General features: G+C 36.5%; 16 protein-coding genes. 11 read left to right on the forward strand and 5 right to left on the reverse strand.

Annotation, left to right across the window (positions count from 1 at the left end; all coding sequences use genetic code 11):
• Nucleotides 1-179: 179 nt before the first annotated feature.
• Both AC0L6O_RS05295 and AC0L6O_RS05300 read left to right on the forward strand, forming a co-directional pair.
• Nucleotides 180-1,133, forward strand: coding sequence for a mechanosensitive ion channel family protein (locus tag AC0L6O_RS05295; RefSeq protein WP_473306857.1), 954 nt, complete (start codon nt 180-182; stop codon nt 1,131-1,133).
• A 71-nt stretch (nt 1,134-1,204) separates the two neighbouring features.
• Entirely contained in the window at nt 1,205-1,624 is a 420-nt protein-coding gene (locus AC0L6O_RS05300) for an SRPBCC family protein (RefSeq protein ID WP_473306858.1), read from the forward strand.
• 33 nt (nt 1,625-1,657) lie between these two features.
• Here AC0L6O_RS05300 and AC0L6O_RS05305 read toward each other — a convergent pair whose 3' ends face one another.
• On the reverse strand, nt 1,658-2,227 hold the full coding sequence (locus tag AC0L6O_RS05305) for a uracil-DNA glycosylase family protein (protein ID WP_473306860.1): 570 nt from the start codon (nt 2,225-2,227) through the stop codon (nt 1,658-1,660).
• A 162-nt stretch (nt 2,228-2,389) separates the two neighbouring features.
• Between AC0L6O_RS05305 and AC0L6O_RS05310 the strand changes: the two genes are divergently transcribed.
• The 5 genes from AC0L6O_RS05310 (at nt 2,390) to AC0L6O_RS05330 (ending at nt 11,790) form a co-directional block, all read left to right on the forward strand.
• Entirely contained in the window at nt 2,390-3,106 is a 717-nt protein-coding gene (locus tag AC0L6O_RS05310) for a hypothetical protein (RefSeq protein WP_473306861.1), read from the forward strand.
• A 4-nt stretch (nt 3,107-3,110) separates the two neighbouring features.
• Complete coding sequence (locus tag AC0L6O_RS05315; RefSeq protein WP_473306862.1) at nt 3,111-8,003, forward strand: translocation/assembly module TamB domain-containing protein; 4,893 nt, start codon at nt 3,111-3,113, stop codon at nt 8,001-8,003.
• Nucleotides 8,004-10,313 (forward strand): translocation and assembly module lipoprotein TamL, encoded by a 2,310-nt coding sequence (gene tamL, locus AC0L6O_RS05320; RefSeq protein ID WP_473306864.1) that lies wholly within the window; start codon nt 8,004-8,006, stop codon nt 10,311-10,313.
• 162 nt (nt 10,314-10,475) lie between these two features.
• Nucleotides 10,476-11,381 (forward strand): hypothetical protein, encoded by a 906-nt coding sequence (locus tag AC0L6O_RS05325; protein ID WP_473306865.1) that lies wholly within the window; start codon nt 10,476-10,478, stop codon nt 11,379-11,381.
• Nucleotides 11,382-11,592: 211 nt separating this feature from the next.
• A complete protein-coding gene (locus tag AC0L6O_RS05330) occupies nt 11,593-11,790 on the forward strand; it encodes a hypothetical protein (RefSeq protein ID WP_473306867.1) in 198 nt (65 codons plus the stop codon).
• 48 nt (nt 11,791-11,838) lie between these two features.
• On the opposite strand, the gene AC0L6O_RS05335 is transcribed toward AC0L6O_RS05330, so the two are convergent.
• A complete protein-coding gene (locus AC0L6O_RS05335) occupies nt 11,839-13,824 on the reverse strand; it encodes a M56 family metallopeptidase (RefSeq protein ID WP_473306868.1) in 1,986 nt (661 codons plus the stop codon).
• A 77-nt stretch (nt 13,825-13,901) separates the two neighbouring features.
• A complete protein-coding gene (locus AC0L6O_RS05340; RefSeq protein ID WP_111374002.1) occupies nt 13,902-14,273 on the reverse strand; it encodes a BlaI/MecI/CopY family transcriptional regulator in 372 nt (123 codons plus the stop codon).
• 501 nt (nt 14,274-14,774) lie between these two features.
• On the opposite strand from AC0L6O_RS05340, the gene AC0L6O_RS05345 reads away from it, so the two are divergent.
• Both AC0L6O_RS05345 and AC0L6O_RS05350 read left to right on the forward strand, forming a co-directional pair.
• On the forward strand, nt 14,775-15,497 hold the full coding sequence (locus tag AC0L6O_RS05345) for a 3-keto-disaccharide hydrolase (RefSeq protein WP_473306870.1): 723 nt from the start codon (nt 14,775-14,777) through the stop codon (nt 15,495-15,497).
• A 271-nt stretch (nt 15,498-15,768) separates the two neighbouring features.
• Nucleotides 15,769-16,599, forward strand: a complete 831-nt coding sequence (locus AC0L6O_RS05350; RefSeq protein ID WP_473306871.1) for a hypothetical protein — start codon at nt 15,769-15,771, stop codon at nt 16,597-16,599.
• 138 nt (nt 16,600-16,737) lie between these two features.
• Here the strand turns inward: AC0L6O_RS05350 and AC0L6O_RS05355 are convergent, their stop codons facing one another.
• The gene (locus tag AC0L6O_RS05355; RefSeq protein WP_473306872.1) at nt 16,738-17,331 is read right to left on the reverse strand and encodes a YiiX/YebB-like N1pC/P60 family cysteine hydrolase; all 594 of its coding nucleotides are present in this window, start codon (nt 17,329-17,331) and stop codon (nt 16,738-16,740) included.
• Between the two features lie 95 nt (nt 17,332-17,426).
• Between AC0L6O_RS05355 and AC0L6O_RS05360 the strand changes: the two genes are divergently transcribed.
• Together AC0L6O_RS05360 and AC0L6O_RS05365 are read left to right on the forward strand one after the other, a co-directional pair.
• On the forward strand, nt 17,427-17,753 hold the full coding sequence (locus AC0L6O_RS05360) for a HesB/IscA family protein (protein WP_473306873.1): 327 nt from the start codon (nt 17,427-17,429) through the stop codon (nt 17,751-17,753).
• Nucleotides 17,754-17,765: 12 nt separating this feature from the next.
• Nucleotides 17,766-17,966 (forward strand): PspC domain-containing protein, encoded by a 201-nt coding sequence (locus tag AC0L6O_RS05365; RefSeq protein ID WP_473306874.1) that lies wholly within the window; start codon nt 17,766-17,768, stop codon nt 17,964-17,966.
• 105 nt (nt 17,967-18,071) lie between these two features.
• Here the strand turns inward: AC0L6O_RS05365 and AC0L6O_RS05370 are convergent, their stop codons facing one another.
• Entirely contained in the window at nt 18,072-18,293 is a 222-nt protein-coding gene (locus AC0L6O_RS05370) for a PspC domain-containing protein (protein WP_473306875.1), read from the reverse strand.
• Between the last annotated feature and the right edge of the window lie 14 nt (nt 18,294-18,307).

Consider the following 18,307-nt stretch of genomic DNA (forward strand, 5'->3'; position numbering starts at 1 on the left):
AGGGCTTTAGCAAACAAGTTAAGGAGGTAATGTATAGATAAGAATGCTTTGTGATAAGATATTAAAGATGAGATTGTGTTTTAAGAAGGGATTGTCCGGATAAACATAAATCTGGAAACTAGCTTATAGCTCTAGTCGTAAATCTTTTATCAAAAGCCATTTAATAAGATTAGAAAATTATGAGAAAAAACAGAAAGAGCTTTTACGTCAGTATTGTGTTCACATTAGCAACTATCTTTATTAAACCTCTCTTAAACAAGTTTGTTAGTTTTGAGAGTGAGCTTCTTAGTTTCATTAAGGACTACAGCTATATCTTAATTATTGTGGGAGGAACTTGGTTTGTGATTGAGCTTATAGCTCGATTAAAGGTTTTATTGCTTCGCCAATATGACATGAATCAAGAAAATAATCTAGAATCTCGTAAGGTCTATACGCAGATAAATCTGCTTGAAAAAATAGCCAATTTTATAGTCATACTTTTTGGGATAGGTCTCATCCTTCTGTCTTTTGATAAAATTAGAGAATTAGGAATTGGCTTGTTTGCCTCGGCAGGTGTGGCTGGTATTATTCTAGGTTTATCAGCTCAAAAGATAATGGGAACGCTATTGGCGGGTATTCAAATAGCCATTACTCAGCCCTTTAGAATTGAAGATGCCGTGGTGGTGGAAGGAGAGTGGGGCTGGATAGAAGAAATAAACCTGACCTATGTAGTTGTCAGGATTTGGGACAAAAGACGACTTGTTTTGCCGTCGACTTATTTCTTAGATAAGCCTTTTCAAAACTGGACTAGAAACTCGGCAGACATTATCGGAACGGTCTTTCTTTATACTGATTATAATGTGCCTTTTGATGCCCTGCGGGCAGAACTAACTAAGCTTTTGGAAGGAACTGACCTTTGGGATAGAAAAGTGAATGTACTTCAGGTGACAGATTCAAAAGAGTTTTCAGTAGAAATTAGGATTTTAGTAAGTGCCAAAAACTCACCAACAGCATGGGACTTAAGGGTCCTCATTCGTGAAAAAATGATTGCGTTTATTCAAAATAATTATCCAGAAAGTTTACCAAAAACTAGGGTAGAGCTCAAAGATAAAAAGCCCTTGGGAGCGGATAATATGCCTGCTTTGGCAAGTTGATAATTATGATGTTACTGGTGCTGGAATTATGGGAAATATCTAAATTAGAAGGTTAATTAATCCTTTGAAAGATGAATAAAGACACCATTTTAGTAGAAACCATAGTAAGTGCCTCTTTAGAAAAGGTTTGGGAAAGTTGGACTACGCCTTCACACATCATGAATTGGAATAACGCCTCAGACGACTGGCATACACCTGCAGCTTCTAATGATCTTAAAGTGTCGGGGAAGTTTACTTATACGATGGCTGCCAAAGATGGCAGTTTTAGTTTTGACTTTGGTGGTGTGTATACGGCTGTGGTAGAAAAAGAATTGATAGCCTATACTTTAGAAGACGGCAGAAAAGTTAGGATAGAGTTTATGCAGTTAGATAATGTGATTAAAGTAGTTGAGCTTTTCGAGCCTGAATCTGAAAATCCTTTTGAAATGCAAAAGGCGGGTTGGCAAGCTATTTTAGACAATTTTAAAAAGTACACAGAGGCTTTAGTTTAATAGCATCAAGTTCTTGATAAATCGCGAGGGAGTTTAAAGAACAGCAGTAACTACTTTTCTTAATTCTGGGATTATTTCTTCGGCAAACCACTCATTCTTTTTCATCCAAATATTATTCCTAGGTGAAGGGTGTGGAAGTGGCAAGAATTTTGGCAAATATGCCTCATAATTTTTAACCGTTTCTGTCAGGGTTTTCTTTGTACTTTTTCCTAAGTAATGTTTTTGGGCATACTGCCCAAAAAGTAAGTTTAATTGAATATCTGGCATAAAATCCCAAAGTTTTTGGTGCCAGAGAGGAGCACACTCAGGACGTGGTGGCAAATCCCCACTTTTACCTGTTCCGGGATAACAAAACCCCATAGGAATAAGAGCGAAAATATCTGGGTCGTAAAATATTTCTTTAGAAACTCCAAGCCATGCTCTTAGGTTGCCGCCGCTTTTGTCATCCCATGGAATACCGCTTTCATGTACTTTACGGCCTGGTGCTTGGCCTATTATGGCTATTTTACTCTTTTTACTAGCTTGAATAACAGGCCTACAACCTGTCAATAAAAAACTTTCACAAACACGACAATTGGAAATCTCTTGGAGAAGTTTTTGCATGCCTAAATATATATGATCTATTAACAGTTTCTTAGGATCTTTTTGACTAAAATCAACGTTATCTTAGTATAGATTTGTCAATAGTGTTATTCTAAAATACTTTGCAGGTCTGGAATAAGTAAAAATAGATTTCGTTTAGAAAAGAATAAATCAACATAATCAATGAAAAAGCAAGCATTAATAATTTTAGGTTTTATGGCAATGTCTTTCGGGGCTTTTGCTCAGACAGCAGACGCCATTTTTGACAATTACGTGAAAGCCACAGGTGGCGAGGAAGTTTACAATAGCATAGAGGCATTTTCCATTCATCAATCAGATGAGGAGGCAAAAGTACCTTATGAGTCTAATTTAGCCGTATCTGTCAAAAACAACAAAGTACTTCGCTCTAGAACGGTATTATCAAGAAATTTCCTTTATGAGTTGAATGGCAATAATGCTAACCTTCACGTGCCTACAGGCGGTTTAAATAGAGGTAACTCTTTCCAAACACAAAAATTGAGCGATTTTGAGAAGTCAAAGTTACAGGTAGAATTGAATGACAAGTATTTGCCATTTATGAACTATAAAGCCAAAGGCTACCGAGCTAAAGTGGTAGGCCCTAAAAACATTGGAGGTGAAAATACCACTCAGGTAGAACTGTCAAACAATGATGTAACTAGAAACTATTATTTCTCGACAAAAACCAACTTGATAGTTCAGGAAGATTTAACGTATTCAAATGGTGATAAAATCACTTATAAGCATACAGCTTATGATAAATTAGAAAACGGCCTTAGGTATCCTTCTGAAAGTGTAATGACAGAGCAAGGAAAAACCAGAACTGTGAAAACAGATATAAAAATCAATAATGTGCCAGACGACGAGTTTGAAGTAAAATAGTTTTATGACCAAAGCTTTAAAAGTATTGGCTTGGATAATAGGCATCAGCGTTTCGCTGATGCTTTTCGTGTTTTGGTATGTGGGCACAGAGAGTGGTCAAAAGCTAGTAACTACGGAGGTTAATAAGTTTCTAAAATCCAAGATTGACACACCATTTAGTATAGGAGCCATCCGATACGAAATTCCTGATTATATAAGCGTGGCAGATGTTTATGTGGAAGACACAGAACAAAACGAACTGCTTAGCACCAAGAGATTTAGGGTAGATATTTCTATTTGGGCTCTGGTAAGAGGTATTATAGATATAGACCAAATTTTAATAGAAGATGCCAATGTCAATGTTTATAGAAATGCCCCTAATGAAGACTTTAATTATCAATTTTTGATTGATGCTTTTGCATCAGACACCACAGTTGTTGAAAATCAAGTAGAAGAAGAGCCTACAACGGGACCATTCTTTTCATTAAATCAGGTAAAAGCTAACCGATTATCCCTCGCTTATAAAGACGAATACGGAGGAGTTAATTTTAAAGGAAAACTGGACGACATTAGAGTCAGCTTTAGCGAGATAGACCTGAACACTAATAAATACCATATTAATAATATTGATGTAAACGACGGTTATGCTGTTTTGAAAACTTTCAAAGGCAAAACTCTCAGTACCGTGGATGAAGCCTCCAGTGCTCTTGACCTAGATTTAAATGGGGTAAGAGTAAATAATGTAGCTTGGAAGTTGATAGGAGATGACCTCGGAATAGATAATAAAATCATCTTCAAAAACTTTGAATTAGAACTTGATGAATTAGACTTAAACCAAAACTTGGTCAAAATTGATTTTGTCAACTTAATAGATTCTAAAGTACAGGTAGCTTTTAGAGCAGGTTCATTTTCTTCAACATCTACATCAACAGAAACCGAAGAACCATCAACACCTTGGAACATTTCATTAGGAGAACTTTTGATAGACAATACCAATGTGGTTTACGATGACGAAAACGCTCCACGTTTGGCCAGAGGCTTTGATTATAATCACTTAGATTTTAAATGCACCAAGATAGACTTGGGTGAAGTGTCATATACAGAGTCGGGCATCAAGGTGAATTTAAACGATGTGCAATTTAGAGATAAGTCAAAACTTACTTTAGAGCGTTTAAGCGGAAAAGTTACATATTCTGATACTGGAATTACGCTTGAAAACATTGATTTAAGAACACCATATTCCGAGATTAAAACAGATACAAAGGTCACTTATAACAGCATTGATGATTTAACAGAAAACCTTCCCGCTGTAAATCTTGATTTAAAAATTAATAACAGTTTTCTGGCTGTTAGCGATATGCTTTTGCTAAGTCCGAGCTTGGATTCTAACCAAATAGTGGCAAGTGAAAGAAACCAGAAAATAAAAATAAAAGCAGCCATTAAAGGCGGCATGAGTGCCTTGCAGATAAACGAGCTAAAGATGGAGGGCTTACAAAATTCTAAGGTTAGTGTTTCTGGAAGTGTAGCTCGATTAGATAATTTGGATTATCTGAAAGCCGATTTAAATATTCAAGAGTTTACGGTTAATTCGGGCTTGGTAAATCTATTAGTTTCAGACGCCGAGATGTTGGCAGACTATAATATTCCTGAAAGGTTAAGCCTGAAAGGCAAAATAAAAGGAGATGCTGGTGTTTTAAACATTGACACGGATGTGACCAGTACTTTGGGAGATTTAAAGCTAAACGGTGTAGTGAGAAACTTGGGAGACTCCACATTAATGTCTTATGAAGGAAACCTTCATACAGAAGATTTGGCGGTAGATAAGTTCTTCAAAGAGAAGCAAGACCTCGGTTTACTTTCTACAGATATTTACCTCAAATCTGACGCAAGCTTTCAGACAATTGAAGCTAAAGGAGAGATTCAAAAGATTGTTTACAGTGGCTATACCTATCAGGGTTTGGAGATTGACGCTACCATGGAAGATAGTCTCTTAAATTTAAAGGGTTCGTCTGAAGACCCAAACGCTCGTTTGACTACCGAGGTTACTGTTGATTTAGGAAAAGAGGAATATCCCGTAAATGGCAATGTTTCTATAACGAAGTTGAATTTGGCAGCCTTAGGACTGTCTGATTTTGAAGAAGACATAAAAGGTGTTTTTGATTTAAACATGACTTCTTTAAAGCCCGAGGAGTTGGCTGGTACTTTTAAGGTCAAGCAGCTGGCTTTAGGAACTCTAAATGTAGGGGAGCTTTCTGGTGATTTTATAAATGAGAAAAATAAGCACATTGCTAAAATAGAGTCACCCTTTTTGAAAGTCAATTTAGAAGGTGAGTTTGACTATTATGCATTGCCTGACATTCTCGCGGCAGAGGTTAATGGTTATTTTAAGCCAGATTCCGTGGAATTTCAGGAGATTTCTGGAAAGCGAGATTTTGAATTAAAAGCGGAGGTATTGGAACATCCTATTTGGCAGGTTTTTGTTCCTGAATTGGCTTTTGACAGAAGCATTAGGCTTAATGCTACACTGAATGAAGACAAGTTAAAAGGGGAAATGAACTTCGGGAATCTTACTTATGGAGATATGCTTTTGAAAGACTTTCAATTGGAATTGACTGGAAATGGTAAAGAATTGAAGGGAAATGCCAAATTGAAAAGTTTACGTTCTGGTAGTTTTGTATTGGCTAAAAATGAATTTGACCTTAAGCTTTCTAACAGCATTTTGGACGCCATTTTTGTATCAAAGGATAGCCTTTCTGAAGATAAGAGACATGGTTTAGCCTTGAGGATGGAAACAGAAGGACCGCTGTACAAAATTGCCTTAAACGACCTTACCGTTGATAAAAAGGAATACAAAATAAGTAAGACACCCATCTATTACGGTGATGAAGGCATTCTTATCAATGGCTTGACCATTTCAAAAGATAATGAGATGCTAACCATAAACGCCACCAAAAAGCAGCTTAATGCTAACGTGCTAGATATTGCTATTAATCCATTTGCCAATTTTGCTGGTTATAAATCAGAAGGGGTGAAAGGTAAGCTAAATGGCGATGTGGTGGTGGTAGATTATATGGAAGACTACAATGTCAAAGGTGATTTAGCTGTAAAGGGTTTTGAGGTAGGTGGTATAGCGGGAGGAGATTTGACACTTAACATAGAAGAAGTAAATGCTACTCACGCTGCCATTAGTGGTGGTTTGGATGGGAAAGATAGCAAGCTTGATTTTAAAGGAAATGTAGGTTTAACAGGTGACGTTCCTGTGGACTTTACAGCTAATATTACAAAAGTAGATGCGAGATTAATTGAAAGTTTAAGCGGAGGTCAGTTGACCAAATCAAAGGGTTTTGTAACTGGAAAAGTCAAATTATCTGGAAATGCTGATAAACCTTTAGCAGACGGAAAACTGTCTTTTGTAGATTATAATGTTACACCTTACTATTTGGGTATTCCTTTAAAAATTGAAGACCAACAAGTCTATTTTAAAGGAAACGATGTCAGTTTTGAGAATTTTGTGGTTAAAGATTCATTGAATCAAAAAATGGCTGTGAATGGAAAGGTGAACTGGTCAAATTTGGATGCGGTTTCTTATGATTTAAAATTAGATACTAAGAATTTCCTTTTAATAAATACCGAAAGAGGAAGTAATGAGCTCTTTTATGGGAAGGCAAATGTTAATGCAAACTTGAACGTTTCTGGAGTAGGAGCTAGCCCGAGTATGAACGGTAAAATAAGGGTGAATGAGCAAAGTAATGTGACCGTTATTATGCCAACCGAGGTAGAAACCGCGGAGTCAAATGGCGTAGTTACTTTTGTGCCACCACCGAGCGATAAGGAAATTGAAACTTTGGAAATACCTACCACAAAACTGGCAAAGGGTACGGGCTTAGATTCGGAAGTTATTTTAGATATAGAAACGGATCCAAAGGCGGAGTTGAGCATCATATTAGACGAGCTTACTGGCGACAAGTTAAGCGTTAAAGGTTCCGCAAACTTGACGGTTGGGATTTATCCTACTGGGGAGATTTTCTGTATTGGTATTTATGAAATCACTTCGGGTTCTTATAATACTACGCTGGTAGAGGTCTTGAAAAAGAACTTTTTGATAGAGCCTGGCAGTGTGATTATTTGGTCTGGCGACCCTATGAGAGCTTCGTTACAGTTAAAAGCGGTTTATCAGGTAAACCCAGATATTAACCCATTACTTGAGGAGGCTGGGATACTCTTGAAAGACCTAGGTAAAGTGCCACTTGATGTAATTTTGAAAATAGATGGAACCATTGAAAATCCACTTATAAGTTTTGATATGGAGGTGTCTGATAAAGCATCAAGCACCACTAAAACCCTCTTAGAAAGTAATGACGTTTTATCCTTTTTAAGCAAAGATGCAAATATTATGAATCAGCAGGTTTTTGTGCTGTTGACATTAAATCAGTTTTTGTTTAATACAGATGATTTTCGATTAGGTGAAGTGCTAGGAAGCCAGTCTGCTAGGCAAAGTGTAAGTAAATTATTGACAGAGCAGCTCAATGCTTTAGCGGGCGATATCATAGGTTCGGTGGGTTTAAATTTTGGTTTAAACTCAGAGCAAATTGGTACTGGAGGAAGTAGTGCATACAGAACAGACCTTAATATTGGTCTCAAGAAAAGCTTTCTAAATGATAGAGTCAAAATCTCGGTAGGAAAGAACTTTGAATTGGAAAACGGGTCTGGTATTGACCAAAACTCAGCGGAGATTTTAGATAATATTGAAATTGGTTACAACATAACCGCCGACGGACGATATGCCGTAAAAGTGTATAGAACTAGTCAGTTTCAAACAGTTTTGGAAGGTTTTGTATTAGAGACCGGAGTGAGTTTTGTTTTACAGGCAGAGTATGAAAAAGTTAAGGATTTATTCAAAAAGGGGGTAAGAGAGTAAATGAAAAATTTAGGATTATATATTGCCCTAGTACTTTTCTTGAGTGGATGTAGTTTGTCAAAAAAGCTTCCAGAAGGAAAAACCATTTACGGTGGAGGTAGCGTAAAGGTGGTGGGCGAAACATCTAAAAAGAATAAGGATAATTTAGTGGTGGATATGGAGGAGGTACTTGCTCCAAGAACCAATAGCATGGTGCTGGGTTTTCCATATAAAGTCTGGCTTTATTATAATATTGGAGAGCCTAAAAAGCCAAAAGGAATCAGGAATTTTCTTCGTAACAAGGTAGGTCAAAAACCAGTTTTTTATGAGGTAGGATATCCAAAAATTAACCGAGCTAACTTGGTTAACGTGGCAGAAAATAACGGATACTTTAAAAGTACCGCTACCTCTGAGTCTGTAACAAAAAAATACAAAACCAAGGTAGAATATGAAGTAAGTTTAGCTCCTCAGTACTTTATTAAAGAAGTAAGCATAGATACTTTAGGTTTACAAGTTTTTGGGGAAGATGCTAAGGCTTTGGGAGAAGGAACGGTTCTAAAAGAAGGGAAACCGTATAATTTAGACCAGCTTATAGCAGAAAGGCAGCGACTGAGTAATGTATTACAAGAAAAGGGCTATTTCTATATGAGTCCCAGCCAGTTTATTTTAGAGGTGGATACTAACCTTAATGCAAATTTGCTGACCATTAAAACAATGCTCTCTCCAGATTATAGTAATGCTGCGGTAGATAAATATTACATCAGAGAAATTAATGTGCTTAGCTCTGCCAAACAAGGAGAGAAAGAGGTTAAAACTACGTTCAAAAATCTAGAAAGAAGCGGACTTGCGATAGCTGAAAATGATAAGTCTTATAAGCCAAAGGTATTTACCGAGTCAATAATTTTTAGACCGGGCGAGCTTTATAGCAGGTCAAAACAAGAGGCTAGTTTGAATAGGCTTTCTAATCTTAAAAATTTCCAATACATAAGGAATAGGTACGAACCTCACAGAACGGCCGATTCTACGTATTTAGATGTCAATTATTTCTTAACGCCACTGAAGAAAAAATCTTTAAAAGGGCAGTTAAGTGGCTTAACTAAGAGTAATGGGCTTTATGGGTCGGAGGCTAATATCTCATGGCAAAATAGAAACATATTTCATGGAGCCGAGATTCTGAAATTTGAAGTAAACGGAGGTATAGATTTACAGTTTGGGCAAATAGAATATGGGAATAATTATAGAAGATTAAGTGTAGCAGGCGACCTGACTTTTCCTCGTTTTTTGATTCCTTTTATAAAACAAAGAACCAAGGTTTCTTCTGGTGTGCCTAAAACCAATATCAATATCTCGTATGAGATTCTTAGACGAAAAGATTTTTATACACTAGCCAGTTCTAATGCAGCTTTTTCTTATTTCTGGAGAAAAAATTCGGAGTATGAGCACACGCTTACGCCTGTTTATTTTAGTTTAATCAAAGCCAGTAACTTTTCAGATGAGTTTTTGAATGAAGTTTATTATAGTGACAACCTAAGTGATTTAGAAAGGTATTTTCAGATTATAGAAAGCAAGCTTTTACTAGGTTTAGAATATAAGCTCAACTACACTCCAAAATCTCTTCAAAGCAGCAGGGATAAGGTTTTATTTAATTTTGGCTTTGATATTTCAGGTAATGGAGCTTCCTTAATTGCTAAAAAACCAGAAAGAGGAACAGGTGGCTATCAACAGCTTTTTGGAGTGTCTTATGAGCAATTTGTGAAATTTGATTTTGAAGGGAAATATTTTAAAACCATAGGTAAAACCACCTGGGCCAATAGGCTTTTTACAGGTTTTGGTATTCCTTATAAAAACTCCATAATGCTGCCACAAACAAAACAGTATTTTTCTGGTGGCAGTAATGGTTTGAGGGGTTTTAGAGGGAGAAGTCTTGGGCCAGGAAGGGTAGCTCCAGCAGATATTAGTCAGGAGCTTTTTGGTGCTAATTCGCAAGGCGACATCAAATTAGAATTGAATACCGAATTACGTCAAAAACTTTCTAGCTATATAGAGGTAGCGGGTTTTGTAGATATGGGAAATATCTGGACATACCGTGACGATACTTTCTATGGTGAGAAGGCTAAGTTTACAAAAGATTTCGTGAAAGATTTGGCGGCGGATATGGGTATTGGCCTACGCTTAGACTTCACGTATGTGGTTTTGCGTGGGGATATAGCTATTCCTATAAGAAAACCATGGCTTGACGACCCTTGGGTGTTCGATAAAATTAGCTTGAATCAGAAATCTTGGCGTCAAAATAATCTTATTTTTAATTTGGCTATAGCTCATCCATTTTAATTGTCACGTAGTTTGGAGTTTTGTACAACTATGGAAGCCTGAAAGGGTTATACGTCTTGATAGACTTTTATTCTGAAAATGCCCTTCAAAAAAATAAGCTTTATAAGCTATATTGTTGGAAGTTTTTTTTTGTAAATTTGTTTTTAACAAATACAAATTATAATGAATTTAAAATCCTTGTTAGCTTTTGTTCTTATTGGTATAACTTCTTGCTCAAAAAAATATACTAATGATATTGTACCGAATGCATATTCTTCTCCTAAGAATTCGAGTGATCTTATTTCAGAACTAGGGAATTTACATAGTTTAGATGAAGTCTCAGCTTTATTTGATAACAATATTTCAGAGAGTGATAATTCCTCTTTTCCCCTTGAAGAAGATATTGGAGGCACCAATTTAAGTAACACAAGAAGTGGTATAGGTCAATCTTCTTTACCGATTGTTAATTTTATAACAAATATTGAAGGCACATGGCATACTGATGATAGGGTTTATGTTAATCTTTTAAATTTTAGTCGTGAACCTACAAACCTTAGCATTGTTAATGTTGATATATTTAGTTATGATACAAGAGCTGGTAATCCCGCTGCTGCAAAGAGGTTTCGAGATTTTAGTGTGCCTGTCACACAAACTCAATCTCTCCAATTGGAACCCCAATTACAATTAGGTACATACTATAGTCGTGAAGTTATAGTGGATCGTGTGGCATTAGATTTTGATAGTGAAGATTGGGTTCTGTCATTCATTGCTTTAGCCCCCGTAATGGCATTTCAGAGCCTATCAGACTGGGGCTTATTAAATGCCAAGAGGCTTTATTTGCATTTTAACGGATATCCAACATATGGTGAGTTAGTTCAATATTCTAAGTTAGAACTGTATAATGGACAGCTAGATTCAAATAATGAAATGCATTTTAATTGTAAAGTGTCAAGGTTTATTGAATTAGAGGGTGAAGGTGAAAGCTCAGGATGGAGAACAAGTATACCGCAATCTTCAAGATGGAATAGTATTTCTCCACAGAATATGGTTACTAGTAATTTAGTTTATAACAATGTCTATCCTTGGTAGGGTGATTGTTCGTACCCTTTTATGAAGTGAAGGCTTGCCTTATAGTTTTTTGGCTAATTTTCAAGAAGATATTAAGTTAGACTAAAACACATAATTAAGGTGCAGGGCTTCAAGTTATATAGAACTGGCTACTTTTATAGATGCTGGTAATATCTAGACCTACCGCGACGATACTTTTTATGGGGAGAAAGCTAAATTCACAGCAGATTTCGTGAAAGACTTGGCGGTGGATATGGGTGTGGGGCTACGTTTAGATTTTACCTATTTGGTTCTACGTGGCGATTTCGCAATACCTATCAGGAAACCTTGGCTTGATGACCCTTGGGTGTTAGATAAGATTAGTTTTGACCAAAAGGTATGGAGACAAAACAATCTCATTTTCAATTTGGCTATTGCTCACCCATTCTAAAAAAAAGAGGCTGTCTCATACTTTTGAGACAGCCTCCTCTTTTTAGAATTAATCTACTCTAGGAGGAATAGGTGTTTTTGCAGCTTTAGCTGGCTTGGCTGGTTTTACAGGTTTCTGTGGTTTCTCAGCTTTCTCCGGCTTTTCGGGTTTCTCTGGGCGTTCCGGCCTTTCAGGACGTTCTGGTCGCTCAGGTCTTTCTCTCGTTCCCATACCAATATTGTCTTGTACTTCCTTAGGCAACATTTTCAAGATGGCTTCATGGTGCTTTTCCATCTTATCAGCATGCTTGTCTATCACAACCTCTTTTTTCTTTAAAACAGCTTCTATTTCTTTCGCAGGAATTTCAAATTCCTTCTCCATTTTAATTTCGAAATCCTTCATTTTAGCCTCAAAACCTTCCATGTTTACTTCAAAGCTTTCCATTTTGTCTTCATGCACTTTTACTTTGGCTTCAAAAGCCTTTTCTAGTTTGGCTATTTCAGCATCGTAATTACTAGCCTTGGAGTCTAGCTTCGCAATATCGCTTTGAAACTCCACCGCATATTTAGCTATCATTTGAGATTCTTTCTGAATCACTTCCATTGACTTTTTGAAAGCGGGGTCGTTTTGAGGGTTGAAATCTACATCAGCCATGGCGTTTTGCTGTAAGTCTGTAATTTTCTTTACCTCAACATTTATTTCTTTAGAAATACTTTCAATGTTTAAATTGGCTTTTTGCATCTCGTCAAAATGCATTTTTAGCTCCTTTTTTTCGGCAGGGGTCAATGCTTGCTCTTTCCCGTTAATGACAATCTTACTTGGGTCTATTTTAACTTTATAATCATTGGTCTGAATGTTCAGATTGCGGTCCCCAAGGTCATAATGATAATGTTGGTCTATGTCACCAGAATCTTTCCTTGTGGTAGTTTCACTTACAGAAATTGTAGAGTTTTCTATCGTGGTTACTGTTTCTGTATTAGTGTCAATTTCTTTAATGATTGATTCTTCCTCTGCAATGGGGGCTACCATTTGTGTTTCTTCTTCCACAATATTTTCAGCCTGCACAAAACCAAGCGTACAGATAGACGTAAGCATCAATAAGAGAGCGGTAAACTTTACTTTTTGAGTCTCTGGACTAACACCAAGTAGTCGCTGTATTCTCCCGAGCATTGGCATTCTTTTCTTGCCAAAAGCCATCGCTAAACTTGGTTGGTGACTAGCTAATTGGATTTGAGCAAGAGTCTTGGCTAAAAGTATCTTATTTCCTGTCAATTCTGCAGCCCAGTCGTCGCAAGCATGCTCACGGTTTTCTCTTATTTGATGGCTCACGAGCCAATAAACTGGGTGATAGAAAAACAGGTTTTCCAGTAAGGTCTGTATCAAATTAATTAGAAAGTCATTCCTTTTTATATGGGCTATTTCATGGGCAATGATAAGTTCTAACTGCTCGGAGCTTAAACCACTCACTAAAGAAGAGGGGATAAGTATTACCGGCTTTAAGGCTCCTAAAACCATGGCCGTATCCACCTTATTGGAGTGGAATGCTTTGAAGCTAGGTACTTTTCCGTCTACTTTCATCAGAACATTTTCAATGGCTTTTTCCGCTTTTTGCGAAAGCTCAGATATTCCAGTGCTTTTTAGGAATTGAACATAAAAAAGCCCGCCCATTTGTCTAATAAAAAGAAAGACAAAACCGATAATCCATCCGACAGATAACCAATGAGCGTTTTCTTGAATAAGGTCAATGTAAGATTGGGATGTTGGCGAAGTGACTAATTCTGTTAGCACACCGTTAAACGTTAATACTTGCGTAGCACCCTCGGCAGCCAAAATGCTATCAGAAGGCATAAGGATAGAAAAGGTAATGGCCGAAGCTAGAAACTGTAATCCAAATGCGGTTAGTCCGGCCCATGTTTTGGTATTGGCAGACTTTATAAAGCGTACAGCAATTAGATAAATACCGACAATAATGACACCTTGCCAGAGGGAGTGCAGCATGGTTTTCCCGAAAGTACCGGCCAGGGGCGTTTCAAATAGTAATGTTAGGTTTTTCATAGTTTTTGTTTTTTGGAGTTGACTGGTGCCGAAGCACCAATCAATTTCCGTTTTTCATAATTTGTATTCGTAATAACTTAGCTTTCTAGTCCTTCTATAAGTTTCTTTATTTGGTCTAGCTCATCTTTAGAAGCCTTATGGTTTCCTAGAGCTTGCATCACCATATCCATGGCTTGACCGCCAAAAGCAGCATCCACAAACTTGTTTAGCAGTTGCTCTTGCATACTTTTCTGTGATACGGCAGACTTGTAAATATGAAACCTTCCCTGCTCTGTTCTGGTAACCAGTTCTTTGCCCAGCATAAGCTGCATCATTTTCAAAGTGGTGGTATAGCCTACCTCTTTAGCTTTGCTTAGTTCATCATTTATTTCTCTTACTGAAGACGGTCCTTTCTTCCATAGTAGTTGTAATATTTCTAGTTCTGATTCTGTAGGTTTTGCCAATGCCATAATTTGTCTACGATTAATTTCGTATCAAATGTAGTACGAAAGATATCGTACTTGCAAACTTGTCTACGATATTTTTCGTAATTAACTTTTTTTAAGGAGTGTTTTATTAAAGAAATCAAAGTTTTCTAGGGTCTTTAATTTTCAATATATGCTAGCAGGTTTAGTAAAATAGTAAAAAGTGTAGGGGTATAATATGAATGAATTCCTATAGGTCAAAATACTGTCCGAAGCACACTCAAAATTTTGGAATGCACTCGTTTTATTGAAGCCATCTGGTTACTGAATTTTGATTGTGCAAGTTTATTTTGGCAGATGGTTTTTCCTTAGTTTTTGCCCAAACAAAAGTAGGCGGGCACGCCTAGTGCCGCCTGACAAGGGCAGGAAAGAGTTGATCTACTATTTGATTTAGGAAATTCCCGCTCGTTTTGGTTCTTGTTAAGGAAAGGACGGTTATTTAACCTAAAAATATATCCTATCTTGCAATCAAAAAACAACCCAATAATGAAGAAAATTACTCTCCTATTCTTATTAAGCATTACCTTTATTTCATGTAAAGAGCCTGAAAATAAAGAAAATACATTAAGTGAACTCGAAATAGAAGAAGGATGGAGCTTGTTATTTGATGGTGAAACTACAAATGGTTGGCATTTATATAATAGGGGAGATGTGCCTTCGGCATGGATTGTAGTGGATGGCGAATTATACTGTAAACCAGACACTTTTGAAGTAGAGCATGGCGACTTATTGTCTGATAAATCATACAGTAATTTCGATTTGAAATTTGACTGGAAAATATCTGAAGCAGGTAATTCTGGTGTATTCTTTAATGTGCAGGAAGGTGAAGAATATCCTACCGCTTGGACCACTGGTCCAGAATATCAGCTGCTTGATAATTTAGGAATACATAAAGAATACTTAGAAAATACGACCCACTGGTCGGCATGTTTATATGGCTTTAAGCCAAACCTTAACCCTGTAACGCCAAACCAATCTGGAGAATGGAATTATTCTAGAATCATGCAAAAAGATGGTGTAGTTAGCTTTTGGCTTAATGATGTCAAAACGGCTGAGCAAGACTTAAAAGGAGAAGAGTGGAAAGAAATGGTAGCGAATAGCGGTTTCAAAACTTTTGAAGCCTACGGCAAAAGCACATCCGGTCATCTAGCTTTACAGGATTGGGCAAAAGGGGTTTCTTTTAAGAATATTAAAATCAAGGAGCTTTAAGCTTATAATCTGAGAGGGGTACTGATGTATTAAGGCGGATGCCAATACCACCAAATTAAAAGAGCACATAAACCTTGGAGTTTATTTTTTTAAGCTGAATATTAAAGAGAATAGCTGGACCAAGCGATTGGTTGTTTTTTAAGAAGGGATGCCTTATTTCTAAGTTGTTAAATTATTGGATTTACTTCTTTTATGTCTTTTTGGTGACTAATGTGTTAGTTATTTTAACGTGTTAGGCTACAATCATAACTGAGTTTATAAAAAAGAATATATGCTAATAGGTAAGAACAACTATAAGTTAATTGCTTTAGATACTAATGTGCTTAGAGAAGTTTGTATGGATAATGAGGAATATAAGAAGCGTCTTTTTGAGAAGTTCATTTTATCTAAAGAGAAGTATGCATTCTGTTTTTCGATTTATAATGTATTAGAATTAAGACCATATAAAGATATCTTTGAGAGGTTTATTGAGTTCTTTTGCCAGATACCAGCTCTAATGTTTTTTCCATATAGCTTAATATTAAAGAAAGAAGCAGAATGTTATAATACTGGTTTGGATTTTAAAATTGATAATAGTATTGCTAATGCATTTAGCTCGGCAGGAAAGGAAGCGAGTTATAACTTTAGAGAATTTCTTACTGAAATATTTCAGGATGAAGGGTTTCGGGAGAACATAGAAAAAGGATTAAACGAACTTCGAGGAGTCGCCGATGCATGGAATAAGCAAAGAGATGATACTATAGAATTGCTTACAACAAAGGGTTATCCATTGGATATGATTAATGACAAATATTATCGAATACAGGAAGAAGCTACAATTAGTAAGGATTTAGAGTTGCGAGGTATTAGTATAAATGTAGCCTCTGACTTCATAAGATTTCCAGCTGCACGTATGATGGAGTATTCACAATTTAGTAGAGTTCATTTGACCAAGAAGAGAATAACGGCTAATGATGTTGTCGATATAGAGTTAAGTGCAATGGCACCTTATGTAGATGCGGTTATTACAGAGAAGTTTCAAGCTAATGTGTATAAGAAAGCTAAGAAATTTATAGTAGAATTAAAGCAACTTGAAGTTTACACTTTGAGGGATTTAAGGTAATGGATAAGGTTCTATTGAATGGCCTCCAAAAGTGAATGTTCAATATTTACCCGAGGAAAATTTGAAAAAGGGAAGAATGGAAAATTATAACTATCTAAATAAACAAATTCTAAGAAAAATTAATTATAAACCTTGTATCTAAATCATAATCCCCTTCATCTCCACATCATCTAGTCGCCAGAAAGCACCGGGGCTTATAAAGTACCCCCTTTCTTTTGGGAGGGTAATGCCGGCAGATTTAAAAGCCTCCCATACAAATTCGGAACAGGTATATTTATCATCGTGAAATAGCTCTTTACTACCTAAAAGTGTTCTCCACGCTATTCTAAAATATTCCCAGTTGTCGTATTGCTTGGTAAGGTTGTCTAAACAAAACTCCTTTATAATTCTAACTTTAATTTCATCTTGACTTAGTGATTTGTGCCTAGCCCATGCTACACGTCCCACATAAGGTTTGTAGTTTCCATCGTAGTCGGTAAATACATTTGACATAGGCACCATTCTAACACCATTGCCCAGTACACTTTCTACAAGAAAAATTCTATCCATTTGTTCTAATTTCACTACTATACCCATGTGGCTCCAGGCAGAGCGAGACCTACCTCTAATAAGTGTTGATAACCAGTGGTCTCCCGAAAAAAATAGAAGATCGCCAGATTTTAATTCTGACCTAATCTTGTTGTAATTTTGTACATTAGTTTCTCGGTCTTCTCTTTTAAAGAGTTTTTCCAACTTGAGTTTATTATATATGGGAATGGCCATGAAACTTTTGGAGGGACTGAGGGGTTATTTGAGTACATTAGAATTAAGAGCAAATTAGTTATTTTATGGTAACAGTAACAGAGCAAGCAAAGAATAAGATCGCAGAGCTTAAGCAAAAAGAAGGCAAAAGCGAGATGGATGGCATTAGAGTGGCAGTAGAAGGAGGCGGATGCTCAGGTTTGATGTATGATTTGGAATTTGATACAGAAGAAAGAGAAAACGACCAGGTTTTTGTTGATAATGGAGTAAAAGTTTTTGTTGATAAAAAGAGTCTTTTATACCTGATAGGAACTCAGTTAGATTTTTCTGACGGTTTAAATGGTAAGGGTTTTCAATTTAAAAATCCAAACGCCTCTAGAACATGTGGCTGTGGAGAGAGTTTCTCCGTATAAAAATTTAAAAATATGAATGCAGATAAAAAACTTAGGAGAACTACTGGTAAAGAGGCAATGCTTTTTGGAATATGCGGTGGCATGTCAAAGTTTTTTAACCTAGATGCTTCATTAATTAGAGTGTTATGGGTGGTAGCCACCTTCCTAGGAGTAGGTTCGCCTATTCTTATTTACCTAGTTATGGCGTTTATTATTCCTAAAGAGTTAGCTTAATACCTCACATTCGTATTAAAAAGTAAAAACCCGTCTGGTAAAACCGGACGGGTTTATTTGTTATACCCCGAAGGGTAACCCTAATCTAAACTGAATGTCTTTTTACTAAGCTGTAGCTTCTGTTACAGCTGGTAATTGGTATGTTTCTTCGGCTGGCATTACTATCCACAATATGATATAGATAAGCACTACAGGCACAGGAGAGAAAAAACCGATAGCAAGTAAAACTCTAACTATAGTAGGGTCTAAATCAATATAACGAGCTAAACCTGCTGCTACACCACCTAACATTTTCTCCGATCCTTTTATTCTAAATAACCTTTTCATAATAATATTTTGTT

The sequence above is a fragment of the Arcticibacterium sp. GJ41-1 genome (assembly GCF_055808875.1).